This is a genomic window from Pedobacter changchengzhani, from assembly GCF_004354365.1.
Lineage (GTDB): Bacteria > Bacteroidota > Bacteroidia > Sphingobacteriales > Sphingobacteriaceae > Pedobacter > Pedobacter changchengzhani.
This window is the reverse complement of the sequence record NZ_SJCY01000004.1, coordinates 296,854-321,515: the sequence shown is the minus strand read 5'-3', so window position 1 is coordinate 321,515 and position 24,662 is coordinate 296,854. Positions and strand designations below refer to the sequence as shown.

The following is a 24,662-nucleotide window of genomic DNA, read 5'->3' as shown; positions in this document are numbered from 1 at the left end:
TTAATTTGCGCATAATTATGATTTTGAAAAAGAAATTTGCTAAAGAGAGTGCAACCATTATGAACGAATTGGTTTTGCCAAACGATACCAATACACTCAATAATTTAATGGGCGGGCGGTTATTGCATTGGATGGATATCGCAGCAGCTATTTCCGCTCAAAAGCATTGCAACAGAATCGTGGTGACTGCTTCTGTAGATAATGTTTCTTTTAAGCAACCCATTAAACTTGGTGATGTAATTACCATTGAAGCAAAAGTGACCAGGGCTTTTAACACCTCCGTAGAGGTTCGGTTGGATGTTTGGGCAGAGAACATTCCAAGTGGCGAACGCCAGAAAAGCAACGAGGCTTATTATACTTTTGTAGCTTTGGATGAAAACGGAAAAACCATTCCAGTGCCTGAAGTAATACCAGAATCGAAAGAAGAAACTGATCTTTTTGATGGTGCTTTACGCAGGCGACAATTGCGCTTAGTTTTGGGCGGAAAAATGCGCCCCCAAGACGCTAATGAACTTAAAGCACTATTTCTAAAATCGGAATTATAAATAAAAACATAATTTTTAAAAATGTTTATGCAATTTTAAAACTTAATCTTTTTTAAAAAACATGACAACTTACACCATTCTGATCATTTTAAGTGGGCTAGTAATTTTCTCATACCTATTCGATTTGGTTGCAACTAAAACGAAAATACCTTCAGTTTTGCTGTTGCTACTGCTGGGTATAGGTTTGCATTTTTTAGTTGATTATTTAAAAATACCAACCATCAACTTTTTAGCAATATTACCCACTTTAGGCACTGTTGGCTTAATCATGATTGTTTTTGAAGGATCGTTAGAGCTGAAATACGATAAGGAGAAGAATAAGTTGATAAAAACGGCTTTTTTAAGTGCGCTATTAATTTTAATCGCCACAACAACCGTTATTACCTTTGTAATTTATCAAATCTCGCACAAAGATTTATATACGTGCATTGCAAATGCCATTCCTTTCAGCGTAATTAGTTCTGCAATTGCAATACCCTCGGCAGCAGCATTAAACAAAGATGATAAAGAGTTTGTGATTTACGAATCCTCTTTTTCTGATATTCTTGGCATTGTAACTTTCAATTTCGTTATCACTAATAGCACGCTAACACCATCTTCATTTCTTGGTTTGGCATTTAGTACTTCGCTCATTCTCATACTTTCTGCGGTAGCTTGTATTATTCTAATTTTTATTATGGGAAAATTGGTGCATAACATCAAATTCTTTTTAATTATTTCGATTTTAATATTAGTTTATGCAATAGGGCAATCTTACCACCTCTCCTCATTAGTTTTAATTTTAAGTACTGGCTTATTTTTAAATAATGTTGATAATATTAAGAATGCCTGGTTTAGAAGTGTGTTTATTTATAAAAATTTATCAACAGATTTATCACAACTTTACCAGCTATCAGCAGAGAGTGCATTTATATTGCGTACTTTTTTCTTTGTGATATTTGGGTTTACAATGGACATTACCAAGCTAAATGATCCTATCATCATTGCAAATGGAGTTTTCATTTTGGTTGCAATTTTCGCAATTAGGTTTGGGCTTTTGAAAGCGTTAAAGAAAGGTGCCTTAACACCGATACTTTACATTGCGCCACGAGGGTTAATCAGCATTTTGCTCTATTTCAACCTTCCCGAATCTCTTAAAATGGAACAAATTGGCCCATCATTTTTATTTTTGGTTGTTTTGGGTACAAGTATTATTATGACTTTAGGCATTACCCTTAGCAAAGGAAAGAAGGAAGAGGTAGCTACGGTTTAAAGTCGGCAGAAATTGCCTTGAATTTCCCTAAATCGTTGTTATTTGGGGTCGATTGGTAGTAAATTGAAAAATAATTCAATTCATTAAAAAATTGATTAAACCGAGTTAATTTACCGTTTATTTTAAAATTTGCTATTTTAGGGTTAATAGCATGAATTGGAATTGCAAGTACATTCGCTGTTGTGTTAACTAAGGTAGAAATCACATGGACTCCAATTTCCTCGCCTAAAGTAGGGTCTTTTGCGCCCCATTTTCTAACTTTTATACCATTTGCATTGAGTTCAAAGTTGTTATCAGACCACGGATCGTAAGTTACAAATTGAGTTATTTCATAATCTTTTTTTGGAACTCTAATCTTAATCGATTTTAATTCGGTGTATGGGATCGACAGGAATTCATTACCAACTGAAATAATGATGCCAGTAGAAGCCAATTTATACAGCACTCCCCTATTTACCGAATTACTCGATCTGACGATAGCAAGGTATGGTTTAACATTCTGTGCAGCTACAATTAGAACTGCAAAGCACAACGAGAGCATTAAGTAGATACTTTTCATGATTATTTAGCTAACAATTTATTAATAGAATAACGGACTTAAAGCAAAATATTATCGAAAAACGCAATTATCAAACTGTATCGGGCAACTACCAACCAGTAAACGCAAATTGGTCAGCTTCCCATTTCTAAAATTTTATCAAATTCTGTCGCTTTTAAAGGCATTACTGACAATCGGCCTTGTTTTACCAACGAAATATCGGCCAAACTCGGTTCTGATTTAACCTGCTCTAAACTCACAGGATTTTTTAACGATTCTACAGGAACTAAATCTACCACAACCCAATTTGCATCTTCGGTTGTTGGATCTTGATAAAACGCTCGTACCACTTTTGCAATACCAACCACGTTTTTACCTTCATTGCTATGATAAAAAAGCACCAAATCGCCTTCTTGCATGGCTTTTAGGTTGTTTCTAGCTTGATAATTTCTAACGCCATCCCAAAAGGTACGCCCATCTTCATTAAATTGATCCCAGCTGTATTTAAAAGGTTCTGATTTTACTAACCAATGGTTCATTGTAGTTCGTGATTAAGGGTATTTTATTAAATTGATTAATTTTTCGAAACATTGAGACAAATCATTTTCCGCTTCAATATTTAAATCATTTCAAAATTAGCAAAATGATACAGAATTGAAAGGTTATTGATTAAGTTTATATTGATGAAGACCAAGTAAAATTGTTATGCAGGTGCCAAGCGTTTGGAACGCAAGTACAGTACCGTTTTATTTAAATGCGGAAATACAGCAATCAATAAAAGGATTACGATTAACATAATTGCCATAAATTCATAATAATCCATTGCAAACCTTAAAGTTCCCTGCTTCTCTACTCGTTTAATCAATAGTTTTCCTGATGCCTTTATCGCACCGGATTGATTTAAAAAACCTTTGGACATTAAACCTGTTGAATGTGTTTTTAATGAAGCTTTTACAATTGGATCGTCAATAGAAATTCGATCTTGAAAGGAATTGAAGTGTTTACTTTTACCATAAAGTTCTGCATAATTAATAATTGCAATGCTGGCACAGAAGCCTACAAAACGAATAGCCAAACAAACTGCCGAAGCAGAACTACCGATAATTGCGGGCACAGACGAGATGGCATAAACTATTGCGGGCACCATGATTAACCCAATACCCAAGCCTTGGATAAAAAGTGGCAAAAGATAGTTTTGTTCATCTGCCTGAATATCAAAAAGAAAAAACATGATGCAGTAATAAATGAGCAAAAGGGAAAATCCAGGAAACCAGATCATTCGCACACTTTGCTTTTGAATGGTTAAACAACAGGCAATTATCACCCCTAAAATTAACCCTAACAGGTTGGTCACATTTATATACGACACGTGCATCGGATCAAAACCGAGCACTCCCGAAAAAAAATTATTGGTTATGCCAGACGCAAATCTCGAAATGTACATCACGAATAGTACAATTAATCCAACATAAAAATTCCTAAATCGAAATATGTTTAAATCAATATACGGTCTTTTCATCGATTTTTGCCTAACCAAAAACACAAGCATCAAACCAAATAAAACAATTACTGCATACCTAATTCTCAAATCATTTAGCCAATAATATTCCTGCCCATAGATGCAGATGTAGCCTACAATACAGAGCATTATGCTGTACATTGTAAAACTCTGCCAATCTAATTTCGATAATGGAAAACGTACATTTAACCTTGTATTGTTCATAGAAATTAAAAGCAATACCAAGCAGGGTAAGTAAGAAAAAACTGCACCTTTATAAACAATATTAAAATTAAAAGAATCGATTAAATTTGCGGTTACCAAGTTATTAAAAGGTAATGCGCAGAGTAATAAACCAAAAAAAACCGAGAAACTTACTTCTCTGGCCCTTTCGCTTTTTAAGCGAGAAAACATTAACGAAAGCGACAAATTAACCGAGCTAGAAAACAACATTCCTTGGAAAAACCTTACAGGAAAGAAAACGTAAAGCTCATTAGTTTTATAACAAATTAAGGTGGTAATAATTTGCAAAAAAGTAAATATTATGAAATATTCTTTGGTCGCTACAAATCTAAAAAACCGTCTTTCTAAGCTATAAAAACCAACATACCCTGCATAAAATAAGGCCACCGAAAATTGTATATCTGCTGGTTCTGCGCCATAGTAGCCGGCCGCAGCCGCAACATTAGCCATTGGTAGAAAAAAAAGTACGGTACTTGGTAAAATCAATAAAAATAGAAATACCTTCACTAACCAATCTGGCACCCAATCTCTAAATATTGGTATGGCTTTATCCATGTCTTTTACGAGGGATAAAAACATTTACATTCATACCCACCTTCAGCTTTTCAGTTTCTGTTTTGGCATCCGTTAGTTTAATACGAACCGGAACACGCTGCACAATTTTAACATAATTGCCGGTAGAATTATCTGGTGGCAATAAAGAAAAGCTTGATCCAGTTGCAGGAGAGAGCGATATTATAGTACCTTTAAATTTTTGATCGGGATATGCATCTGCAATAACCTCTACAGAATCTCCAAGTTGCATGTGTTCAATTTGCGTCTCTTTATAATTGGCAACTACCCATTTATCGGTTTCATTGTTCACAATAAAGGCCAATACAGCACCGGCGTCAATCATTTGTCCAACTTCTACAGTTCTCCTTCCCATCCTACCATTATAAGGCGCCCTTAATACTGTATAGCTTAAGTCCAATTTGTGGCGCAGAAGCAATGCTTTAAGCCTATTAATTTCGGCAATGGCAACTACTTTTTCCGCCCTAACATCATTAACTTTTGATTTAGATGCGCTAAAATTCTCTTTAGAAACCAAATATTCGCTGGAATTAACATCCAATGTTGCTTGTATATTTTCCATTTGTTGTTTCGTAGCCGATTCTTCATCAAAGAGTTTTTTGTATCGGTCGAAATCCAATTGTTGTTTCAAGAGCTTTGCTTTGTTGGCTGCAATTTGGGCTTCGGCAGCTGCAGCATCTTTTTCTAAAGTAAACTCATTAATGCCCAAAACTTCAAGTTTAGCAGTTGCTTGACTAAGCGATGCCTCAGTTTGGCGTTGTTGCAAATCGTATTCCTGGTTATCAATTATGAGTAACGTATCTCCCTTTTTTACATATTGATTTTCTTCGAACTTTACAGCAACAATAAAGCCTCCGGCCCTAGAAATGACGGGATTTACATATTCTTGCACCTGGGCATCGTTGGTTTGTTCAAACTTATAATAGCCGTAAAGTGTGGCTATTCCCCATATAGAAATTGCAATAATTACCAATACAGCTATCCAACCGGTAATTTTTGTAATAACTTGATCTGTAACTGTGTACTTTTTTTTCATTTTATAAAACGCCAGTAATATTTTTAAGTAAGTAGTATTTGTTTTGAGCAACTATTTTCGCACCTTCGAGCTCAAACCGCGATCGCAGCACGAGTATATCTGCGTCTAACAAATCGGTAACTAAAGTGGTATGGTTAAAATAAGTGTTTTTGATAATTCGTGCATTTTCAACTGCGTGCACCACATCAATTTTTGCTACGCCTATTTGAATGAGTGCTTCGCGATATCTTAAATAAGCTTCTTTAACCTGTTGCCTAACCATGTCTTGCTGGTCTTTATGCGCAATTTCTTCCTGCTCTAACTCTAGTTTTGCTGCGCGCACCTTGTGTACATTATGATAAGTGGCAGAAATTGGAAAGGAAATTTTAACACCTGCAATGCCCAAAGAATACCAATACGGATTGTAAGGATATAGGAATATTTGAGGATTTGCGTAATAAAACTCACCGTACATGCTTATTTTAGGTCTTAAATTGGCGTTTACTTTTTTTACACCAATTTCGCTGATTACAGTTTTTTTCTCTGAGATTTGATAAGGAAAAGAATATTCTAAAGCTTCTTTCAAAAAATCATCATAACTTTTCTCATCCGTTGTACTTAAAGTTTCTATCGGTTTAATTAAACGATCATCAGGCTCGCCAATAATTATATTGAGCTTTTGGTTTGCAATCAGGATGTCATTCTGGATTTGCACCAAGGTCATCTTCCTTTTTGAGAGCTCTAACTCAATGCGTAACACATCACTTTTCAAAACAGTGCCGTTTTTGTAAAAAGCTTTAACTTCGGCAAGCTGCTTCTCCTGGTCGGCAATATCTTTTACTATTAGCGTTTGGAAAATGAATGAGCGCTGAAGATCCAAATAGAATGATGCCGTTTGATAGTGGATATCCGATGTTTTTTGGTCTTTTTTTAATGATGCTATTTTATGGAGAATACCTTGCTCCTCTATTTTTAGATTTAATTTATTTCCGTTGTAAATGTTGAGCGCAAAATCGGTACCTACTTTGTAAAGTGTATGAATAACTTCGTGTTGCGTTGGACGCGAAAATAATCCGTTTTCGTAAATAGGTATGTTAGTTGCTTTTTCTGCACTTCCCATTATGCCCAACTCTGGCAAACGTTCCATTTTTGAGTCTTTAATTTCTTCATTACTGATGGAAACAGCCTTATTTTTTATGGCTATAACCCGACTAAATTTCTCCGCTCTTTCCCAAGTTTCTTTTAATGATAATCTTAAGGTATCGTTAGTGTTGTTTTGTTGAGCGCTTAAAATGGGGATGTTAATCATCAACAGAATGAGCACACAAACCATATTTTTGTTACAATTCATATTTCGTGCAAAAGTATAACTTCGGCAACAGGTAGCGTTACGATTAATAGTCATTATTTACATCATTCCAGCCAAAATGATTATCATTGTACCATTCAATAAATGATATAAAATACAATGGGATTAATTGCCTCACTACCCGAAATAAATGAGCAACCGACATCTGCCTTCGTTATGCACGAAAAATCGGAACGCTTAATACCGCATCATAGCCACAATAAAGGGCAATTAAGTTTTGTGGAAGGCGGCATTGCATACATCACTATTACCGACAGAACTTATGTTGTACCAGCCAAACATTATTTTTGGATTCCTGCTGAAATGCCACATACTTTACGAATTGGCAATTCTGCCACGGTATTAAGGTCACTTTATTTTCAATCAGCAGATGATTATAAGAATAAATTTTACGCCAAATTGGGAATATATCCGGCTAACGAATTATTAATCCAAATGATTAACCATACGGAACGTTGGGATGGCAAACACATAAATGCGCTAAGTGATGGATATTTATTTTTGGCAGCCCTAAAAGAAGTTCTGCCCACGTTAGGCAATAAAGCACTGCCAATTGTACTCCCAATTACAGATGATAAAAGAATTAAGCAAATTTTAAGTTATTTAGAACAGCATATTGATAAACGCCACACGCTAAGTACAATAAGCGCAATATTTCATACCAGCGAAAGGTCCTTATCTAGGCTGTTCCAATCAAGTATCCAAATGTCTTTTCTACAATACCTAAAAACAATTAGGATGGTTAAAGCGATTGAAATGATATTGAAGAGTTCCAAATCCATCGGAGAAATTGCTAGCATCTTAGGCTACAGTTCAATTGCTTCTTTTAGCGATTCCTTTTTGGAATTTACGAATTCCCGCCCATCAGATTTAAGAAAAAACACTTAAAACACTCAAGCCGTTTCAGAGAATTTCTGCTTATCATTTGCAAAAAACAATTTTTGTGTTCAATTTAGCCGTAACGAGTAGAATTGAACTACAAGTACTCTCTACCCAATTATTGTAACCCCAAAATATGATGCGTATTCCACACCAAAAAATGTTCGAGGCGTTCGAAAGCATACTTTTAAACAATGGTTTTACTGAAAATGTTGCCAATGACCTTGCCACTGTTTTTGCAGAGAATAGTTTGGAGGGTGTTCCATCACATGGTTTGAATAGATTTCCAGATTTTATTCATTTGTGTAAAGAAGGCTTATTAGATAAAAATGCGACACCAAAACTCGAAACCAGTTTAGGAGCATTGGAGATATGGGATGGACACTCCGGACCTGGCATTTGCAATGCGAAGAAGAGTATGGCAAGGGCAATGGATTTGGCCACGACACACGGAATTGGTTGCGTTGCCCTTAAAAACACCAACCATTGGATGCGGGGTGGAACTTATGGATGGCAGGCGGCCGAAAAAGGCTTTATCTCCATAAATTTTACTAATGCAACGGCTTTAATGGTTCCCTTTGGCGGCTTAGAAGCTCGTTTAGGCAATAATCCGCTGGTCATTGCTATCCCTGATGCTACAAATGGACCTTTGGTTTTAGATATGGCATTATCGCAATATTCGATGGGTAAAGTAAAAAATTACAAAGCAAGTGGCCAACGCTTAGATTTTGACGGAGGGTACGACGAAATGGGCACAATAACCAACGACCCAGAGAAAATTGTGGCTTCCAGCAGGCTATTATCAATCGGATTTTGGAAAGGTACTGGGTTATCGTTGATGTTGGATTTGATGTGCAGTCTGCTTTCTGGAGGTAGAACAACCGCAGAGATTTCTGCAGCGCCACTTGAAACAAACGTTTCACAAATTTTTATTTGTTTCAGTTTAAAAAATGAAAACTATAATTATGCAGATATAATCGAAAAGGTACGAGCTTTTACCCTAAGTTCTAGTAACGATAATCAAGTGCATTTACCAGGCCAAAACGTTAAAAAACTCAGAGCGGAAAATTTACAAAAGGGTATTCCGGTTGATGAAAAAATCTGGAACAGCATTTTAACTATGATCTAAATTTTCAATCTTTTTTTTAAAGGGCAAAAAATATAAGTTTATAAAAGGATAAAAATATCAACTTTTAAACTTTAAATTTATGGCTAAAATATTTTTTTGCTAAAAATAAAATGGTCGATTTACCTTATATTAGTAAATTGAAAGCAGAATCTTTAAATTGTTATACAAACATTATGAAGTTTATAAAGTTTACATTGGTCTTTTTTATCATTTTCGGCATTTCTGGCGCTTTAAATGCACAAGTTATTAATACTGATTCGGTAAAAAAAATAGCTCTAAAAGATGTTCTCAAATTCAAATTAGATAAAACCGACTTAAAAGCATTCAAAGCAGACGGTAGAAATCCAAATTCTGATTTATTCAAACCTACTGCCAAAACAACGAGTAATACATCAATGCTGAATGATTCTTTATATGTTGAAACTTTTAGAAAATCAGCCTTTAAAAAGACAAAGAGAAGGAAAACTATTTTCCACCAAGTTCTAATCGGCGGTGCTGTATTGGCGCTGGGTGCTGCTATTATTACTGTTCCAATTGCAGCATCACGTTAGTAGTATTGAGACATCATTACAAGTAGCAATTTAGTGAAATAGATATTTTAAAAATTCTGAAAATCTATTTTTCCAAAACAATTTTTTATTTTCCCAGTTCTTACTAAACATTTACTAATATAAGAATCATGGAAAATAATAATGAAATCATCAGCGATCTTAAAGGTTTAATCTCAATTGTTAATGATGGTAAAGAGGGTTACGAATCGGCTGCAGAAACAACAGATAGTTTAGAATTAAAAGGAATTTTTTTAAAATATGCTGCTGAACGTAAGATTTACGAGCTGGAATTGAAAGCGCATTTGGCAACACATGGTGCTGAATCAGACAATAGTGAAGGTGGAATTTTAGGCGCAATACACAGAACTTGGATTGATATTAAAGAAGCTTTAAGTAGCAAAGAAGATGTGGCTATTTTAGGTGCAATAGAAACTGGAGAAAAAGCAGCAATAGAAAAGTACGATGCATTACTTAACCATCCATCTACTCACGCCGATCATTTAGAACTGCTAACGAAGCAAAGAACAGGCATTCAAGACGCTTTAACAGCAATTACATTGTTAAAAAATGCAAAAGCATAAAATAAATTTATCGGCTATAAGTTGAGAAATTTTAAAAGGCTACCAATTTTTTGGTAGCCTTTTATTATTATTAAATGTAGGGCCAACAAACTAAACTTTAGCACATTTAGAGGCAGGCTTAACTTTTTACAAATTTTAAGTGAACTTAAGGAAACTAGATTAACGCTTAATGTACAATTTTAAAAACCAATTCTTTCAAAAGTTCGCCATCATCTATATTGCCTGTACTATCTAAACCCTTACTTTTTAAATCATATTCTCTTAAAAGGCTAATTACAGAAAAAACTTTTCCATTGCTGTAATTTCGTGAAGCCATTTCGAAGTCCTTCACAAAAAACGGAGAAATACCTAATGCGGATGCAGCATCTGCTTTATTGGGCACGTAATGATATTTTAAAATTTTGGTAAAATACGATGCTAAATTTGCTAAAACCATCACCATCGGATTTGCTTTAGGATTGCTGGCGAAATAATTGATAATTTTATTGCATTTCAATACATCTCTAGTCGCTAAAGCTTTTTGTAACTCAAAAACATTGTATTCTTTACTAATACCAATATTTTTTTGCACCAAATCTGTGTTAATCAATTGGTCTTTAGGCACATTCAGCATTAACTTTTCTATCTCATTAGCTATTTTTGAAAGATCTGTACCCAAATACTCCGCCATTAAAGCAGTGGCCTGTTGATCTATCTTGTAGCCTTTAGCTTTAATAAATTCTTCAATCCACGGCCCTATTTTATAATCGCGAAGCAATTCTGATTGAAATATTAAGCCACTTTTGTTTATTGCTTTATATATTTTTTTACGTTTATCGAAATTTGCATACTTAAACGCCAAAACTAAAATGGTACTTGGCAAAGGCTTTTCAAAATAATTTAAAACAAATTCAGCCTCTTTACTATTCCCCTCCTCTTTCGCCCATTTTAAATCTTGTGCTTCTTTAACAACAACAACCTGAAATTCAGACATCATTGGGTAACGTTTTGCTGCGCCTAAAACTGTTCCCATATCCGTATCTTTTCCGTACAATACCGTTTGATTGAAGCCTTTTTCGGCATCACTTAAAACATTACTTTCTATATAATCGGTAACTTGATCGATATAATAAGCTTCTTCGCCATGCAATAAATACACAGGCTTAAACTTACGGGCTTTAATATCTTTTATAATTTCGGCAGCAGTCATCGTAGCAAAATTACGATTTAGGTTTTACGATTGGAGAAATTACTCAAATTGTTTATGCACAAAATGCTAACTTTGACAATCAAAACCTACAACGCGTATTAAGTTGCACCAAGCATTTATTTTATTTGTACTGTAAATAATAAGTTTAAACCGATTACCAAAAATGTTTTTTCCAACACCGTTAAATTTGCCTCCACATTCGTTTAAAATAACAGAGAAGGATAATGTAATTTATATTTTTGATGAGTTAAGAAAAAAACACTTGATTTTAACACCTGAAGAATGGGTTAGACAACATTTTATTCAATACCTTATTAACACGAAAAAATTTCCTAAAAGTTTAATTCAAATTGAAGGAGGACTTATTTTAAATCAGTTACAAAAACGAAGCGACATATTAGTTTATAATGCAATTGGAGAAAAATTAATGCTGGTTGAGTGCAAAGCGCCGAAAATAAAAATAACGAACGCTGTATTTGAGCAGGCTTCGAGGTATAATTCCATCCATCAAGCGAAGTGGATTGTGCTTACAAATGGCTTAAAACACGTTTATGCGCAAATGGACTTAAAAAAAGCAAATTTTTCATTTATCGAGAATTTGCCTAATTATGAAGATTTGTAGCATTAGCTGTTAAAATCTCTATGTCCATTCATCTAATATAGATGCAGTAATAAATCATTAGTTAGGTTTATATTTGCAGCAATTAACGTTGTTCCCTTTTTTCTTTACCCACATTATAAATTTTGTTAAGTTGAACTAAATTAGGAGTAATATTTTGGAACAAAGTTTGATAAAACTATCAAAATACTGTAAAACGCAACCATGAATTTGAATCCAAAAATAATAGCTGTAGATTTTGACGGGACAATTGTTGAGCATAAATACCCAAATATTGGCAAAGAAATGCTTTTTGCGTTTGCTACGTTAAAGGAATTGCAAGAAAAAGGGCATCACTTAATTTTATGGACTTACAGGGAAGGCGAATTGTTGCAAGAAGCTGTTGATTATTGTGCAGAGAATGGTTTGGTATTTTACGCCGTTAATGAGAGTTACCTTGGCGAATCTAAAGAAGTTAGTTACAGCAGAAAACTTAATGCCGATTTGTTTATTGATGATCGAAATTTAGGTGGTTTTGTAGGCTGGGATGAAGTTTGGCAAATGTTGCATCCAGATGGAGGAGCATTTATCCATAAATTAAAAAACCCGAAAGCACATCATAATTTTAGAGAAAAAAAGAGTTTTTCTTTTTGGAGAAAGTAAAATTTTTAGAGCTGAAATAAAAAAATAAGCCTTTCGGGAGTTAATCCGAAAGGCTTATAAAAACTTTAAATTAATTATTTTTGGTAAAATAATCAATTTATTTACTTATCCTAACAATGCTAAATTCTCTTCAATTATCTTAATTTTCGCTTCGGCATCTGCTTTTTTATTTCGTTCGTTAGTAATAATTTCGGGCTTTGCATTTTGTACAAAACGCTCATTATTTAATTTTGCATCAACAGATTTCAAAAAACCTTGTTGATAAATCAAATCAGCATTTAAGCGAATCCGCTCCGCATCTACATCAATATTTTCAGAGAGTGAGATGAAAAACTCATCCTTACCAGCCATAAATGCCGTTGCGCCAGCAATCTTCTCGTTTACTATTTCTGCTTGTGATACATTAGCCAATTTGAAAACAATATTTAGCCATTGTTCATAATCGATGTCAGAATTAACTTTCAAGCCTAATGGCAAAGCTTCTTTTGGCGAAATTTGCTTTTGATTACGCACATTTCTAATTTCTGCAATAACCGTTTTAATAACCTCTACATCCTTCAATATTTTTTCATCAATTGCGCCTCCTTTCGGAAACTCAGCGACAATACAACATTCCATTTCTCCACGTTCTGCAAATAAATCATCGTGCCATAGTTCTTCGGTAAGAAAAGGCATATTTGGATGTAATAATTTAATAATTTGCTCGAAAAAGCCGACGGTGGCTTTAAAACTCTCTGCATCAATTGGTTGCTGGTAAGCAGGTTTAACCATTTCTAAATACCATGCACAGAAATCATCCCAAACAAGTTTGTACGTAATCATTAAAGCTTCCGATAAACGATATTGTTTAAAGTTGGCTTCAATTTCCATCAAAGCTTCATTAAATCGGTTTTCGAACCATAAAATTGCTTGTGTATTAGGGTTTGCTAAGTTTTCATCTACTTCCCAACCTTTAACCAAACGGAAGGCGTTCCAAATTTTTGAGGCAAAATTACGTCCCTGCTCGCAATAGCTTTCATCGAACATTAAATCGTTGCCCGCAGGTGATGACATTAACATACCAACTCGAACCGCATCGGCACCATATTTCTCCATCAGCTCAATAGGATCAGGCGAATTGCCTAACGATTTAGACATTTTACGGCCTTGCTTATCGCGAACAATCCCCGTTAAATAAACATTTGTAAATGGCTTTTTGCCCATAAACTCGTGTCCTGCCATTATCATACGCGCCACCCAAAAGAATAAAATTTCTGGCGCAGTAACTAAATCATTTGTGGGGTAATAATAGTTTATATCATTATTATTTGGGTCTTTAAATCCATCAAAAACAGAAATTGGCCACAACCAAGAAGAGAACCAAGTATCCATTACGTCTTCGTCTTGCCTTAAATCAGATGGTTTAAGGTTTACAGGTTTAGGGTTTAGGGCTTGAGTTTCTTCAAAAGCTTCTTCTCTGGTTTTAGCAATTACAAAAGTTCCATCGGGTAAATACCAAGCTGGAATGCGTTGTCCCCACCACAGTTGACGCGAGATATTCCAATCGCGCACATTTTCCATCCAATGGCGGTAAGTATTTTCAAATTTATTTGGAATGAGATTAACTTCACCGTTCAAAACATCATCTAAAGCAGGTTTTGCCAATTCTTTCATTTTAACGAACCACTGCATCGAGAGTTTAGGTTCTATCGCTGCATCAGTACGTTCAGAAAAACCAACTTGCGATTTATAATCCTCTACTTTTTCTAAATGACCAGCCTCATCTAACATTTTGGCTATCTTTTTACGGGCAACAAATCTATCTTCGCCCACTAAAATAACAGCCAATTCATTTAAAGTACCATCATCATTTAAAATATCGATTACAGGTAATTTGTGTTTTACGCCAAGTTCATAATCGTTTAAATCATGTGCAGGTGTAACTTTTAAACAACCAGTACCAAACTCAATATCTACATATTCATCTTCAATAACCGGAATTTCTCTATTTACCAAAGGCACGAAAACTGTTTTACCTTTTAAGTGTGTAAAACGCTCATCATTAGGATTTACACAAATCGCTGCGTCTGCCATAATCGTTTCCGGACGAGTTGTGGCAACAGTTAAATATTCAGCTTCATCTTGATTATTGCTACTAGATACTTGGTACCTAATATAATACAACTTTTGGTTCACTTCCTTACGAATCACCTCTTCATCAGAAACTGCGGTTTTTCCTGCAGGATCCCAATTTACCATTCGGATACCGCGATAAATTAACCCTTTTTTGTGCAAGTGGATAAAGGCATCAATTACCGCATCAGAGAGATCATCCTCCATGGTAAAACGAGTACGATCCCAATCGCAACTTGCACCCAATTTTTTAAGTTGTTCTAAAATAATGCCACCATATTTCTCTTTCCATTCCCACGCATATTTCAAAAACTCTTCGCGCGAAAGGTCTTTTTTATTGATTCCTTGCTCTTTTAACATCGCTACAACTTTTGCTTCTGTAGCGATAGATGCGTGATCGGTACCCGGTACCCAACAAGCATTTTTGCCTTCCATGCGTGCTTTACGAATTAAAACATCTTGAATAGTGTTGTTTAACATGTGCCCCATGTGCAGTACACCCGTAACATTTGGTGGCGGAATTACGATGGTATAAGGCTCGCGCTCGTCAGGTTCTGAATGGAAAAACTTTTTGGCTAGCCAATAACTATACCATTTATCTTCTGTTTCTGCAGGATTATACTTTGTGGAAATGCTCATGAAAAATTATTCAATATCAATTTGAGTGGCAAAAATACGTTTTTCAGTGGAAAAACTGAAGTAGAAATAACTCGAAAATATGTCAATTCAGCTTTACTTTAAAAAGTGAAATTTGACGAGCTTAAACCCTCTCGTCAGCTAATTAGTCCAAATTTCCAAAAACATCATCCAGTTTTAACTCAAAACCTGGTAAAACCGATGAAGTGATTTTCTCGCTCAGGGTAAATTGCTTAGAAGGTTCAAATTTACCTAAACCATTAAGTGTATAAATTAAAATATTTTGGTCGCTTTGACTCACCACCCAATACTCTTTCACACCAAACTCTTCGTAAACCTTATATTTATGCAAAAGTTCCATTTTGGTATTGCCAGGTGATAATATTTCGACAATAATATCTGGAGCGCCAATACAACCACGATCATCAAGCTTATTTTTATTGCAGACTACGCAAATATCTGGCTGTAGAACCGTAAATACATCTTTATCAGCTTTGCTCTCTTTAGGAAAACGAACATCGAACGGGGCACAATAAACGTCACATTTTTTTTGTTCTAAAAATTTACCAAATGCCAATGAAATAGCAAAAGAAATTTTTTGATGAACTCTTGATGGCGCAGGACTCATCTTAAAAATCTTACCTTTTATGAGTTCTATCCGATCATCAAAAAGCCAATTTAAATAATTTGCATAGCTATAACTTAACGATGCGTCTATATCGTTGAATTGATGAATGGATTCATCGTTCGATTCTGAATATAAAATAGGTTTTACCATCGAGAAATATATTTATTTTTACAAAATTTAGTATGTTATCGAAGAAAAATTTAATTTCTTTGCTTTTAGATCAATTCAAATCCCCAAAAACATCATCCAGTTTTAACTCAAAACCTGGTAAAACCGATGAAGTGATTTTCTCGCTCAGGGTAAATTGTTTAGAAGGTTCAAATTTACCTAAACCATTAAGTGTATAAATTAAAATGTTTTGGTCGCTTTGACTTACCACCCAATATTCTTTTACACCAAACTCTTCGTAAACCTTATATTTATGCAAAAGTTCCATTTTGGTATTACCAGGCGATAAAATTTCTACAACGATATCCGGTGCGCCAATACAACCGCGATCATCAAGCTTATTTTTATCGCAGACTACGCAAATATCTGGTTGTAGAACAGTAAATACATCTTTATCAGCTTTGCTCTCTTTAGGAAAACGAACATCAAACGGAGCCGAATACACTTCGCAAACTTCACCTTTTAAAAAATTTACCAGAGGATTGAGAATTCTAATGGAAATTTTTTGATGAACTCTTGATGGCGCAGGACTCATCTTAAAAATCTTCCCTTTTATGAGTTCTATCCGATCATCAAAAAGCCAATTTAAATAATTTGCATAACTATAACTTAACGATGCGTCTATATCGTTGAATTGATGAATGGATTCATCTTGCAGTTTAGAATATGGAATTGGCTCTTGCACAGTCAAATATACTAATATAAATAGCAATTTTAAAATGAATTTGTTTTTGATAATCCTTGTGATAACAGAAATTGAATATTGATGTTGTTTTGAACTTGTAATGATATAATATTGAATATTTGTACATAATTTTGTTTTTAAGATGCGAGGAATAAAAAATATAATTTTTGATTACGGAAATGTGATTTTCGAAATAGATTTTAAGAGAACACAACAAGCTTTTAAACAGTTGGGCATTTTAAATATCGATACTTTTTTTGCTCACTTAGGCCATAATCCACTTTTTGATGATTTTGAGACAGGTTCTATATCACCAGCAGAATTTAGAAATGGCATTAGAAAAGCCGCTAATAATTTACAGCTTACCGACCAACAAATAGACGATGCTTGGAACAGTTTATTGGTTGGCACAACTTCCGATAATCATAATGTATTGCTTAAAGCAAAGCAGCGTTACCGCACTTTTTTATTGAGCAATAACAATGAAATCCATTACGATTGGATTATCAATTATTTAAAAACAGCTTTTAAAATAAACAATTACGATGCGTATTTTGAGAAAGCTTATTTTTCGCAACACATGAAACTGCGTAAACCAAATACCAATATTTTTGAACAAGTTTTAAAAGAAAATAACCTTAACCCTGCCGAAACATTGTTTATTGATGATAGCCCGCAACATATTGAGGGGGCAAAAAAAGTGGGACTGAATACCCTACTGATGACAGAAAAACCAGACCAATTAGAATCATTTTTAATTGCTAACCATATTTTGTAAATTAATCATGACCGAAAAACAATTTAAATCGATACAAGAATTTTATCCTTTTTATTTAAGTCAACATACAAATACTACATCAAGGGTATTGCATTTTATTGGTACAGGCTTAGTTGTGCTCTGTTTTTTTACCGGCTTTCTCTTTCACGATTTTAGATTTTTTATAGGTATGCCACTTTTTGGTTATGGCTTTGCCTGGATTGGACATTTCTTCTTCGAAAAAAATAAGCCAGCTACCTTTAAATATCCCGGATATAGCTTCGTTAGCGATTTTATTTTGTTTTACGATTTATTAAAAGGAAAACAAAGTTTTAAGGTTAAAAATTAAAATATCATTTTATTATAAATTGCAACAATAATGCATGTATCTTGTTAACTATTGAAAGTATGCATGGTGCCGGACCTAAATTTTTACACTAACCTTCCCGAAAATAAAATCACTTTAAGCAAGCTATTGCTAAAGGATTATTTGTTTCAAAAAATACCTTCAAATTGGCACGTAATTATTACGGATGTTAAGAATTCTACTGATGCAGTTTTAAGTGGCAAGCATGAAGATGTAAATTTTGTAGCGACAGGCAGCATAGTTGCGGTGTTAAATATTGCATTTGCGAAACAAATAAGTATTCCATTTTTCTTTGGTGGCGATGGCGCAACGTTTATTATTCCGCCAGAAATTTACGATGAAGTGATGAACGCACTTTATTTGTACAGACAAAATACTTTCCAAAAATTTCAACTAGAACTACGTACCGGGGCTGTTGCTGTAGCAGAAATTTACGCAAATAACCAAGCACTTAAAGTTTGTAAGTTTACCAGCTCAAAATCCTTTTCCATCCCGATTATTTTAGGTGAAGGACTGAGTTATGCCGAGAAAATAATAAAAGGTCCGGATTATATTTTTAACGAGCAAGTAAAAGTAAATAACGACCTAGATTTAAGCGGAATGCAATGCAGGTGGGATAAAATTGATCCACCACAAAACAGCGAAGAAATTGTAACCATTATCGCAATCGCTCGGAATGGCAGTGATCAGGCGAGGGTGTTTAGCAAAATAATTTCCTTAATTGATAAAATTTACGGCGAACCAGAAGCTCGCCAACCTATATCGGTAGAGAAGCTGATTTTTAAAACCAGTTTCCATAATATGCGTAGGGAAATGACGGCAAAATTTGATAACATCAATTTCTTTCAAATTTTAAAAGAATGGATCATCAACCTATATGGAAAAATTTATCTACGGACAGAAAATGGTCAAAATTACCTGACGCGATTGGTAGAAATGTCTGATACGCTGGTTATCGACGGAAAAATTAATACAGTAATTACAGGAATTAAAATCCAGCGAGAAAAGCTTATTTCGGCGTTGGACGAACTCGAAAAAGAACAGGAAATATATTATGGTGTTCATATCAGTGGGCAATCTGTAATGTCTTGCTATATTAGAGACTTGGCCGATGACCACATCCACTTTGTTGACGGTGGCGAAGGTGGCTACACGCAGGCTGCATGTGTTTTGAAAAAGAAAATAGCGAGTGGTTAATTAATATTCGAATAACTTCAAATAAATCCTAAAATATTCGCCAATATCATAAAATCGAACAAATATTTGCATCAACCTTAAAATAAACCAAATAAAAAGCAATTAAATTCTTCTTCTATTCAGTTCTCTTTCTATTAAAGCCAATTCTCTGCCAGTTTGGCCAGCAACCGATGTATTTTCTTGAGCCCTTCTAAACAAATAAGGCATTACTGCTTTAATTGGACCGTAAGGTACGTATTTAGCAACATTATATTGCGAATCGGCCAGATTGAAACTTAAATTATCGCTCATTCCCAGTAGCTGAGCAAAATAAACATGCGGATGATTATGCCTTACTTTTTTTTCTTCCAAAAGATAAGTCAATAGCCTGCTACTATCTTCGTTGTGCGTTCCTGCTACAACTGCAATTTCCTCAATATGATCTACACAATAACGCAATGACTCATCGTAATCCCGATCAGTTGCTTCTTTATCGGGTTGAATGGGCGATGGATAACCTTTTTCTTCAGCACGTTTGCGTTCCTTTTCCATATAAGCACCACGCACAATTTTTACACCAAGAATGTAACCGTCAGCTTTGGCAATCAAGTGGTCTGCTTTCATATCGGCAAATTTATCATGTCGATACATTTGATAGGTGTTGTAAACGATTATACTCTCTCGGTTAAACTTGCGCATCATCTCAAAAGCCAATTCGTCAATTGTAGCTTGGATCCAAGTTTCTTCCGCATCTATCATAATTGGCACCTGCTTTTCGTAGGCATTCCTACAAATAAGTTCACAACGAAAATGCACTTTACTAAATTCAGCTTGCTCCTCAATGGATAATTCTTGCTTCGCATCAATTTTTTCTAATAAGGCAAACCTCGCTATACCCGTAATTTTAAAAACCGTAATCGGGATATTCTTATCGCCATCGGCACGCAAAATAGTGCGAATAATTTCTTGGCACGTTTCATCAAAAACTTTTTCTTCATCTTCGCCCTCAACAGAATAATCTAAAATAGTACCCACACCGCCATTTGCGAGCTGAGTTATGGCTTTATCACATTCGCCGATGGTTTCGCCACCACAAAATTGTTGAAATATAGTAGCCTTAATTGCACCTTGAACGGGTAAGCCAATGTTTAAAAAAAAATTGGTAATGGCTGGCCCAACTTTGGTTAAAAAATTACTGCTAATTATTTTAAAAAGCCAAAATGCCTTCTTCAGTTCGCCATTACTTTTTTGCTTAAAAGCAATTTCTGTATTGTCAAAATTTGGTTGATTTGGGGTTGAAACGTTCATTTTTTAAAAATTAAGTCACTTGCGTGCAAAATTATAAATTCCGTTCGCTGTTGGAAGATAAAAATATTTAATTAATTGTATTTTTGCAACCAAATGATACAATTCAAATTAGAAGGCGAGTTTATTCCCCTTATCCAACTGTTAAAGGCAACGGGCATGGTGGGCACAGGTGGCGATGCGCAGGCAGTAGTGATGGATGGTCTGGTAAAATGCAATGGCGAAGTGGAGTTTCGCAAGCGGTATAAAGTTAGGGTTGGCGACATTATCACTTTTGAACAAGATAAAATTGAAGTAATTTAATGGAAACTTTAACAAGCGCAGGCCATTCGCTTTATTTCGAAAGCAACTTAGAAGCCTTAAAAATACTTTTAGAAAGTAATAAATACAGTAAAGTTTTTATCCTTGCTGATGAAAACACGAGCGAGATTTGCTTACCGGTTTTTCAATCCTTAATGGATGATTTTTCTGATTTCGATTTAATTGAAACATCCGCAGGCGAGGAAAATAAAAATATAGATTTTTGCATTGGCATTTGGAAAACACTGCTAGATTTCGAAGCCGACCGAAAAAGTTTAATCATTAACCTTGGCGGTGGTGTAATTACCGATATGGGTGGCTTTATTGCATCAACCTACAAACGTGGTATCGATTTTATAAACGTGCCTACTACCCTACTTTCGCAGGTTGATGCATCTGTAGGTGGCAAAACTGGGATTGATATAGATAACGTTAAAAATATGGTGGGTACTTTTACTTTACCCCAAATGGTTTTTATCGAAACCGAATTTTTAAAAACCTTGCCTCAACGCGAGCTTTTATCAGGCTTTGCCGAAATGATAAAACATGGTTTAATTTACGATAAAGCTTATTACGAAAAATTAAAAACCACTGACTATTTAACCCCATCTGCCCAAGATATTTACCGCTCGGTAGAAATTAAAAACGAAGTGGTTACGATTGATCCGCATGAAAAAAATCTACGGAAAATCTTAAATTTCGGTCACACGATTGGTCATGCAATAGAAGGTTATTCTTTAGCTAACGACAAAAACCCACTTACCCATGGTGAAGCAATTGCCATCGGTTTTGTATGCGAAGCTGCGCTTTCAATTAAAAACAGTGGCTTAACAAAAGATGAACTAAAAGATATCGGCAATTATATTTTATCATTATACCCAAAATATGAAATCAAAAAAGGAAGTTTTGATGCGCTTTTGGAATTAATGAAAAGCGATAAAAAGAACGAAGATGGCAATATTTTATTCTCTTTATTAGAAACAATAGGAAAATGCACGTTTAACTGCCGTGTAAGCAAAGCCGATATTTTAAGCAGCTTAGATTATTATAACAATTTATAAAATGAAATACACCGGAAGTGATTTTTCTGTAGGCGCATTATTTGGCTTTATTATCGTTTTAACCTTGGTTGAAATGTATTTTAGCTATGCCCACGACAGGAAATTATATACCAAACGCGATACTTGGACAAACATTTATTTAATGGTTTCGGCTATTGTAATTAACCTAACCATGAAAACCGCAACATTCTTTTTGTTAGCCTATTGCTATCAATTTCGTTTGTTTCAAATTTCTAATATTTGGTTTTACTGGTTGGTTTTAATCCTTGCACAAGATTTTTTGTATTGGTTTTTGCATAGTGTTGGTCATTATGTACGCTTTTTTTGGGCAATGCACGTAACGCACCACTCGTCAGAACATTTTAATTTAACAACAGGTTTCCGCTCTACCGTGTTCGAACCTTTTTACCGCGTATTTTTTTACTTGCCCCTAGCGTTTATGGGTTTTACCGCTATGGATATTCTTTTTGCCTATTTAGTTACCCAAATTTACGGCAACTTAGTGCATACGCAATACAATATAAAGTTACCAAAATGGTACGAATATATTTTTGTAACACCATCTCACCACCGCGTTCATCATGCAAGTAATGTGCGTTATTTAGATAAAAATATGGGCATGGTTTTAATACTTTGGGATAGGTGGTTTGGCACTTTCCAAGCAGAATTGCCCGAAGATAAAATTAAATATGGTTTAACCACACAACCAACAGATACTGGAGCAGTAAATATTATTTTCCACGAGTTTATAGCTTTAACCGCTGATGTTAAAAAAGCACCGACTTTTATGGATAAGGTTAAATATATTGTAAACCCACCGGGCTGGAGCCATGACGGAAGCACAAAAATTGCAAAAATTATGCAGAAAGAATTACTCGAACAAGAAAGTCTGGAAAATTAATTTAACAATATTTTTGACGGGTTTGGAAACGAAAGTAAGTGGTTTTTGGCGGCCGAAAGTCCCGCTTTACACTTCAAGCTCAATGAAAAATTGAGGCTTTCCGTTGCAATCGGGTTTAGGAACAAAGATTGTGTTTCATCGGACAATTTTCGACTGAAATAAAACAATCATCAAATTTACGAACCTTTAAAAATAGATAATAAAACTAATTTGTAAATATTTTGTATTTTTGAATAAACAATTTATTGCGACATGACAACACTTACAATTCAGGTAGATGATAAAGATACCGATTTCCTCTTACAGGTTTTGAAAAGGATTAATGGCAAAATTGTGAAAACTTCAAAAAAAGAGAATTTATTAGACGGCATAAAAAAAGGCCTACAAGAAGCTAAACAAATTAGCGAAGGAAAGCTGCAGCCTCTATCTTTAAAGGATATATAATGTCAAATGTAAGCTTTGTATATTCAAAAGTTTTTATAAAAAAAGCAAAGCAGTTAAAGAAAAAGCATCCATCATTAGTTAATGAACTACATCATCTAGAGCTTGAATTATCCAAAAATTTAAAACTTGGCATAGATTTAGGAAATGGCGTTTTTAAAATTAGACTGGCCGTTAAAAGTAAAGGAAAGGGTAAGAGTGGGGGTTATCGCGTTATCACTTATCTTCAAACAGAAAACCAGGTGAACTTAATTTATATTTACGACAAATCTGAAGAAGCGACAATAACAAAAGCAGATATTCAAAAAATTATTGATAGTTTATAAAAATGCAATTCCTATTACCCAAATTTATACAATTCATACCAGTACCGAAAACGGTCTATTTCAAAAAAAATTAAATTTATTTTCATTTTCCTATTGACAAATTAAATTTTGTTGCTACATTTGGCTCAACGAAAAAAAAATGAAAAACTTTAACACATATTACTTTGGTTACTTTTACTATTTTAGTGAGAGCCGGGGCTAATATGCAAAATAATATAAAATATTAAAATGTATAAAAAGTCCCGGCCAATGGCCGGGACTTTTTTGTTTAAAAATAAAAAATGGAAACGATTAAACGTGTAGCTATTCAAGGAATTAAAGCCTCTTTTCATGAAGAAGCAGCTTTTAAATATTTCGGTAAAAATATCGAAACTTTAGAATGCAATTCCTTTAAAGAAACTTGCGATAAACTCGATAAAAATGAAGCAGACTTCGTCATTATGGCGATCGAAAATTCAATTGCAGGTAGTTTATTACCAAATTACACGTTAATAAGAGATTACGGTTTTTCTGTAGTAGGTGAAGTTTATTTACCTATTCAACTACATTTAATGGCCTTACCCGGTGTTAAATTTGAAGATATTAAAATTGTAACCTCACATCCCATCGCTATACGCCAATGTGTTGATTTCTTTTACGATTACCCACATATTAAAATTGTAGAAAGCAACGATACTGCAGCTTGCGCAAAACGGATTCAAGAAGAAAAATTAACGGACACAATGGCTATTGCAAATAGTTTAGCAGCAGAGTTATACGGTTTAAATATTTTAGAACGACGTGTAGAATCTAACAAAAAAAACTACACCCGTTTTCATATTCTAAAAAAAGACAAAACAGACGAAGGAAAAAAAATCAACAAAGCTTCCATCTGTTTTCAAGTTGGCCATAAAGCAGGTTCATTGGCAACCGTTCTAAACATCTTTGCAGAGCAAGATGTTACGCTAACCAAAATACAATCTATGCCAGTTTTAGGTAAAAGAAATGAATATTATTTTTATGTTGACTTAGAATGGCCAACTACCGAAAAGTACGATAAGGCAGTGAGAAAAGCGTTAAAATACACCAGCAATTTCAACATCCTCGGAGAATATCAAAAAAATGATAAAGTGTAAGCAAAGTACGATTTTAGCATTACGAAATACCATAAAAAAATAGACAATTAAACAATATAAC

At 34.5% G+C, this 24,662-nt stretch carries 27 protein-coding genes; 17 read left to right on the top strand and 10 right to left on the bottom strand.

What is annotated here, in order from left to right; all coding sequences use genetic code 11:
* Positions 1-17: 17 nt before the first annotated feature.
* Both EZJ43_RS08590 and EZJ43_RS08585 read left to right on the top strand, forming a co-directional pair.
* Complete coding sequence (locus tag EZJ43_RS08590) at positions 18-545, top strand: acyl-CoA thioesterase (protein ID WP_133262291.1); 528 nt, start codon at positions 18-20, stop codon at positions 543-545.
* A gap of 61 nt (positions 546-606) precedes the next feature.
* Positions 607-1,797 carry a cation:proton antiporter domain-containing protein gene (locus EZJ43_RS08585; RefSeq protein ID WP_133262290.1) on the top strand — a complete coding sequence of 397 codons (1,191 nt, stop codon included), beginning with the start codon at positions 607-609 and terminating at the stop codon, positions 1,795-1,797.
* On the opposite strand, the gene EZJ43_RS08580 is transcribed toward EZJ43_RS08585, so the two are convergent.
* The 5 genes from EZJ43_RS08580 to EZJ43_RS08560 form a co-directional block, all read right to left on the bottom strand.
* Positions 1,787-2,356, bottom strand: coding sequence for a hypothetical protein (locus tag EZJ43_RS08580; protein WP_133262289.1), 570 nt, complete (start codon positions 2,354-2,356; stop codon positions 1,787-1,789). The two genes, EZJ43_RS08585 and EZJ43_RS08580, sit on opposite strands and share 11 nt — an antisense overlap.
* A gap of 113 nt (positions 2,357-2,469) precedes the next feature.
* A complete protein-coding gene (locus tag EZJ43_RS08575; RefSeq protein WP_133262288.1) occupies positions 2,470-2,874 on the bottom strand; it encodes an EVE domain-containing protein in 405 nt (134 codons plus the stop codon).
* A 164-nt stretch (positions 2,875-3,038) separates the two neighbouring features.
* Positions 3,039-4,631 (bottom strand): MFS transporter, encoded by a 1,593-nt coding sequence (locus EZJ43_RS08570; RefSeq protein WP_133262287.1) that lies wholly within the window; start codon positions 4,629-4,631, stop codon positions 3,039-3,041.
* A complete protein-coding gene (locus EZJ43_RS08565) occupies positions 4,624-5,685 on the bottom strand; it encodes an HlyD family secretion protein (RefSeq protein WP_133262286.1) in 1,062 nt (353 codons plus the stop codon). The genes EZJ43_RS08570 and EZJ43_RS08565 overlap by 8 nt, the downstream gene beginning before the upstream one ends.
* 1 nt (position 5,686) lies before the next feature.
* Positions 5,687-7,015: a TolC family protein gene (locus EZJ43_RS08560; RefSeq protein WP_207924596.1), complete on the bottom strand. Its 1,329-nt coding sequence runs from the start codon at positions 7,013-7,015 to the stop codon at positions 5,687-5,689.
* A gap of 117 nt (positions 7,016-7,132) precedes the next feature.
* On the opposite strand from EZJ43_RS08560, the gene EZJ43_RS08555 reads away from it, so the two are divergent.
* The 4 genes from EZJ43_RS08555 (at position 7,133) to EZJ43_RS08540 (ending at position 10,173) form a co-directional block, all read left to right on the top strand.
* Positions 7,133-7,921 carry an AraC family transcriptional regulator gene (locus EZJ43_RS08555; RefSeq protein ID WP_133262285.1) on the top strand — a complete coding sequence of 263 codons (789 nt, stop codon included), beginning with the start codon at positions 7,133-7,135 and terminating at the stop codon, positions 7,919-7,921.
* 127 nt (positions 7,922-8,048) lie between these two features.
* Positions 8,049-9,041 (top strand): 3-dehydro-L-gulonate 2-dehydrogenase, encoded by a 993-nt coding sequence (gene yiaK / locus EZJ43_RS08550; RefSeq protein WP_243718066.1) that lies wholly within the window; start codon positions 8,049-8,051, stop codon positions 9,039-9,041.
* Positions 9,042-9,178: 137 nt separating this feature from the next.
* Positions 9,179-9,592, top strand: a complete 414-nt coding sequence (locus EZJ43_RS08545; protein WP_165953113.1) for a hypothetical protein — start codon at positions 9,179-9,181, stop codon at positions 9,590-9,592.
* Between the two features lie 128 nt (positions 9,593-9,720).
* Complete coding sequence (locus EZJ43_RS08540; RefSeq protein ID WP_133262283.1) at positions 9,721-10,173, top strand: PA2169 family four-helix-bundle protein; 453 nt, start codon at positions 9,721-9,723, stop codon at positions 10,171-10,173.
* Between the two features lie 166 nt (positions 10,174-10,339).
* On the opposite strand, the gene holA is transcribed toward EZJ43_RS08540, so the two are convergent.
* Positions 10,340-11,362: a DNA polymerase III subunit delta gene (gene holA, locus EZJ43_RS08535; RefSeq protein ID WP_133262282.1), complete on the bottom strand. Its 1,023-nt coding sequence runs from the start codon at positions 11,360-11,362 to the stop codon at positions 10,340-10,342.
* A 163-nt stretch (positions 11,363-11,525) separates the two neighbouring features.
* On the opposite strand from holA, the gene EZJ43_RS08530 reads away from it, so the two are divergent.
* Together EZJ43_RS08530 and EZJ43_RS08525 are read left to right on the top strand one after the other, a co-directional pair.
* Positions 11,526-11,984 (top strand): type I restriction enzyme HsdR N-terminal domain-containing protein, encoded by a 459-nt coding sequence (locus EZJ43_RS08530; protein ID WP_133262281.1) that lies wholly within the window; start codon positions 11,526-11,528, stop codon positions 11,982-11,984.
* Positions 11,985-12,185: 201 nt separating this feature from the next.
* Entirely contained in the window at positions 12,186-12,623 is a 438-nt protein-coding gene (locus EZJ43_RS08525) for a BT0820 family HAD-type phosphatase (protein ID WP_133262280.1), read from the top strand.
* Between the two features lie 105 nt (positions 12,624-12,728).
* Here the strand turns inward: EZJ43_RS08525 and EZJ43_RS08520 are convergent, their stop codons facing one another.
* From EZJ43_RS08520 to EZJ43_RS08510, 3 genes are all read right to left on the bottom strand, one after another.
* Positions 12,729-15,374 (bottom strand): valine--tRNA ligase, encoded by a 2,646-nt coding sequence (locus EZJ43_RS08520; RefSeq protein ID WP_133262279.1) that lies wholly within the window; start codon positions 15,372-15,374, stop codon positions 12,729-12,731.
* 142 nt (positions 15,375-15,516) lie between these two features.
* Positions 15,517-16,149, bottom strand: a complete 633-nt coding sequence (locus tag EZJ43_RS08515; RefSeq protein WP_133262278.1) for a Uma2 family endonuclease — start codon at positions 16,147-16,149, stop codon at positions 15,517-15,519.
* Positions 16,150-16,219: 70 nt separating this feature from the next.
* Positions 16,220-16,852, bottom strand: coding sequence for a Uma2 family endonuclease (locus EZJ43_RS08510; RefSeq protein WP_243718065.1), 633 nt, complete (start codon positions 16,850-16,852; stop codon positions 16,220-16,222).
* A gap of 142 nt (positions 16,853-16,994) precedes the next feature.
* On the opposite strand from EZJ43_RS08510, the gene EZJ43_RS08505 reads away from it, so the two are divergent.
* From EZJ43_RS08505 to EZJ43_RS08495, 3 genes are all read left to right on the top strand, one after another.
* Positions 16,995-17,630, top strand: coding sequence for an HAD family hydrolase (locus tag EZJ43_RS08505; protein WP_133262277.1), 636 nt, complete (start codon positions 16,995-16,997; stop codon positions 17,628-17,630).
* A 7-nt stretch (positions 17,631-17,637) separates the two neighbouring features.
* On the top strand, positions 17,638-17,958 hold the full coding sequence (locus EZJ43_RS08500) for a DUF962 domain-containing protein (protein ID WP_133262276.1): 321 nt from the start codon (positions 17,638-17,640) through the stop codon (positions 17,956-17,958).
* A gap of 63 nt (positions 17,959-18,021) precedes the next feature.
* A complete protein-coding gene (locus EZJ43_RS08495; protein ID WP_133262275.1) occupies positions 18,022-19,173 on the top strand; it encodes a DUF3095 family protein in 1,152 nt (383 codons plus the stop codon).
* Positions 19,174-19,275: 102 nt separating this feature from the next.
* On the opposite strand, the gene EZJ43_RS08490 is transcribed toward EZJ43_RS08495, so the two are convergent.
* Entirely contained in the window at positions 19,276-20,460 is a 1,185-nt protein-coding gene (locus EZJ43_RS08490; protein ID WP_133262274.1) for a proline dehydrogenase family protein, read from the bottom strand.
* 93 nt (positions 20,461-20,553) lie between these two features.
* On the opposite strand from EZJ43_RS08490, the gene EZJ43_RS08485 reads away from it, so the two are divergent.
* From EZJ43_RS08485 to EZJ43_RS08460, 6 genes are all read left to right on the top strand, one after another.
* Positions 20,554-20,760, top strand: coding sequence for an RNA-binding S4 domain-containing protein (locus tag EZJ43_RS08485; RefSeq protein ID WP_133262273.1), 207 nt, complete (start codon positions 20,554-20,556; stop codon positions 20,758-20,760).
* A complete protein-coding gene (gene aroB / locus EZJ43_RS08480; RefSeq protein ID WP_133262272.1) occupies positions 20,760-21,818 on the top strand; it encodes a 3-dehydroquinate synthase in 1,059 nt (352 codons plus the stop codon). Before EZJ43_RS08485 ends, aroB begins: the two co-directional genes overlap by 1 nt.
* A 1-nt stretch (position 21,819) precedes the next feature.
* Positions 21,820-22,719, top strand: coding sequence for a sterol desaturase family protein (locus tag EZJ43_RS08475; RefSeq protein WP_133262271.1), 900 nt, complete (start codon positions 21,820-21,822; stop codon positions 22,717-22,719).
* A gap of 252 nt (positions 22,720-22,971) precedes the next feature.
* Entirely contained in the window at positions 22,972-23,163 is a 192-nt protein-coding gene (locus EZJ43_RS08470) for a hypothetical protein (protein WP_133262270.1), read from the top strand.
* Positions 23,163-23,486: a type II toxin-antitoxin system RelE/ParE family toxin gene (locus EZJ43_RS08465; protein ID WP_133262269.1), complete on the top strand. Its 324-nt coding sequence runs from the start codon at positions 23,163-23,165 to the stop codon at positions 23,484-23,486. Before EZJ43_RS08470 ends, EZJ43_RS08465 begins: the two co-directional genes overlap by 1 nt.
* A gap of 281 nt (positions 23,487-23,767) precedes the next feature.
* Complete coding sequence (locus EZJ43_RS08460; protein ID WP_133262268.1) at positions 23,768-24,601, top strand: prephenate dehydratase; 834 nt, start codon at positions 23,768-23,770, stop codon at positions 24,599-24,601.
* Positions 24,602-24,662 lie beyond the last annotated feature (61 nt).

Excerpts from the sequence above, each read along its gene's own strand:
- EZJ43_RS08590 (WP_133262291.1), top strand. The coding sequence starts at position 18 with ATGATTTTGAAAAAGAAATTTGCTAAAGAGAGTGCAACCATTATGAAC.
- EZJ43_RS08585 (WP_133262290.1), top strand. The coding sequence starts at position 607 with ATGACAACTTACACCATTCTGATCATTTTAAGTGGGCTAGTAATTTTC.
- EZJ43_RS08580 (WP_133262289.1), bottom strand. The coding sequence starts at position 2,356 with ATGAAAAGTATCTACTTAATGCTCTCGTTGTGCTTTGCAGTTCTAATT.
- EZJ43_RS08575 (WP_133262288.1), bottom strand. The coding sequence starts at position 2,874 with ATGAACCATTGGTTAGTAAAATCAGAACCTTTTAAATACAGCTGGGAT.
- EZJ43_RS08570 (WP_133262287.1), bottom strand. The coding sequence starts at position 4,631 with ATGGATAAAGCCATACCAATATTTAGAGATTGGGTGCCAGATTGGTTA.
- EZJ43_RS08565 (WP_133262286.1), bottom strand. The coding sequence starts at position 5,685 with ATGAAAAAAAAGTACACAGTTACAGATCAAGTTATTACAAAAATTACC.
- EZJ43_RS08560 (WP_207924596.1), bottom strand. The coding sequence starts at position 7,015 with ATGAATTGTAACAAAAATATGGTTTGTGTGCTCATTCTGTTGATGATT.
- EZJ43_RS08555 (WP_133262285.1), top strand. The coding sequence starts at position 7,133 with ATGGGATTAATTGCCTCACTACCCGAAATAAATGAGCAACCGACATCT.
- yiaK (WP_243718066.1), top strand. The coding sequence starts at position 8,049 with ATGATGCGTATTCCACACCAAAAAATGTTCGAGGCGTTCGAAAGCATA.
- EZJ43_RS08540 (WP_133262283.1), top strand. The coding sequence starts at position 9,721 with ATGGAAAATAATAATGAAATCATCAGCGATCTTAAAGGTTTAATCTCA.
- holA (WP_133262282.1), bottom strand. The coding sequence starts at position 11,362 with ATGACTGCTGCCGAAATTATAAAAGATATTAAAGCCCGTAAGTTTAAG.
- EZJ43_RS08530 (WP_133262281.1), top strand. The coding sequence starts at position 11,526 with ATGTTTTTTCCAACACCGTTAAATTTGCCTCCACATTCGTTTAAAATA.
- EZJ43_RS08525 (WP_133262280.1), top strand. The coding sequence starts at position 12,186 with ATGAATTTGAATCCAAAAATAATAGCTGTAGATTTTGACGGGACAATT.
- EZJ43_RS08520 (WP_133262279.1), bottom strand. The coding sequence starts at position 15,374 with ATGAGCATTTCCACAAAGTATAATCCTGCAGAAACAGAAGATAAATGG.
- EZJ43_RS08515 (WP_133262278.1), bottom strand. The coding sequence starts at position 16,149 with ATGGTAAAACCTATTTTATATTCAGAATCGAACGATGAATCCATTCAT.
- EZJ43_RS08505 (WP_133262277.1), top strand. The coding sequence starts at position 16,995 with ATGCGAGGAATAAAAAATATAATTTTTGATTACGGAAATGTGATTTTC.
- EZJ43_RS08500 (WP_133262276.1), top strand. The coding sequence starts at position 17,638 with ATGACCGAAAAACAATTTAAATCGATACAAGAATTTTATCCTTTTTAT.
- EZJ43_RS08495 (WP_133262275.1), top strand. The coding sequence starts at position 18,022 with ATGGTGCCGGACCTAAATTTTTACACTAACCTTCCCGAAAATAAAATC.
- EZJ43_RS08490 (WP_133262274.1), bottom strand. The coding sequence starts at position 20,460 with ATGAACGTTTCAACCCCAAATCAACCAAATTTTGACAATACAGAAATT.
- EZJ43_RS08485 (WP_133262273.1), top strand. The coding sequence starts at position 20,554 with ATGATACAATTCAAATTAGAAGGCGAGTTTATTCCCCTTATCCAACTG.
- aroB (WP_133262272.1), top strand. The coding sequence starts at position 20,760 with ATGGAAACTTTAACAAGCGCAGGCCATTCGCTTTATTTCGAAAGCAAC.
- EZJ43_RS08475 (WP_133262271.1), top strand. The coding sequence starts at position 21,820 with ATGAAATACACCGGAAGTGATTTTTCTGTAGGCGCATTATTTGGCTTT.
- EZJ43_RS08470 (WP_133262270.1), top strand. The coding sequence starts at position 22,972 with ATGACAACACTTACAATTCAGGTAGATGATAAAGATACCGATTTCCTC.
- EZJ43_RS08465 (WP_133262269.1), top strand. The coding sequence starts at position 23,163 with ATGTCAAATGTAAGCTTTGTATATTCAAAAGTTTTTATAAAAAAAGCA.
- EZJ43_RS08460 (WP_133262268.1), top strand. The coding sequence starts at position 23,768 with ATGGAAACGATTAAACGTGTAGCTATTCAAGGAATTAAAGCCTCTTTT.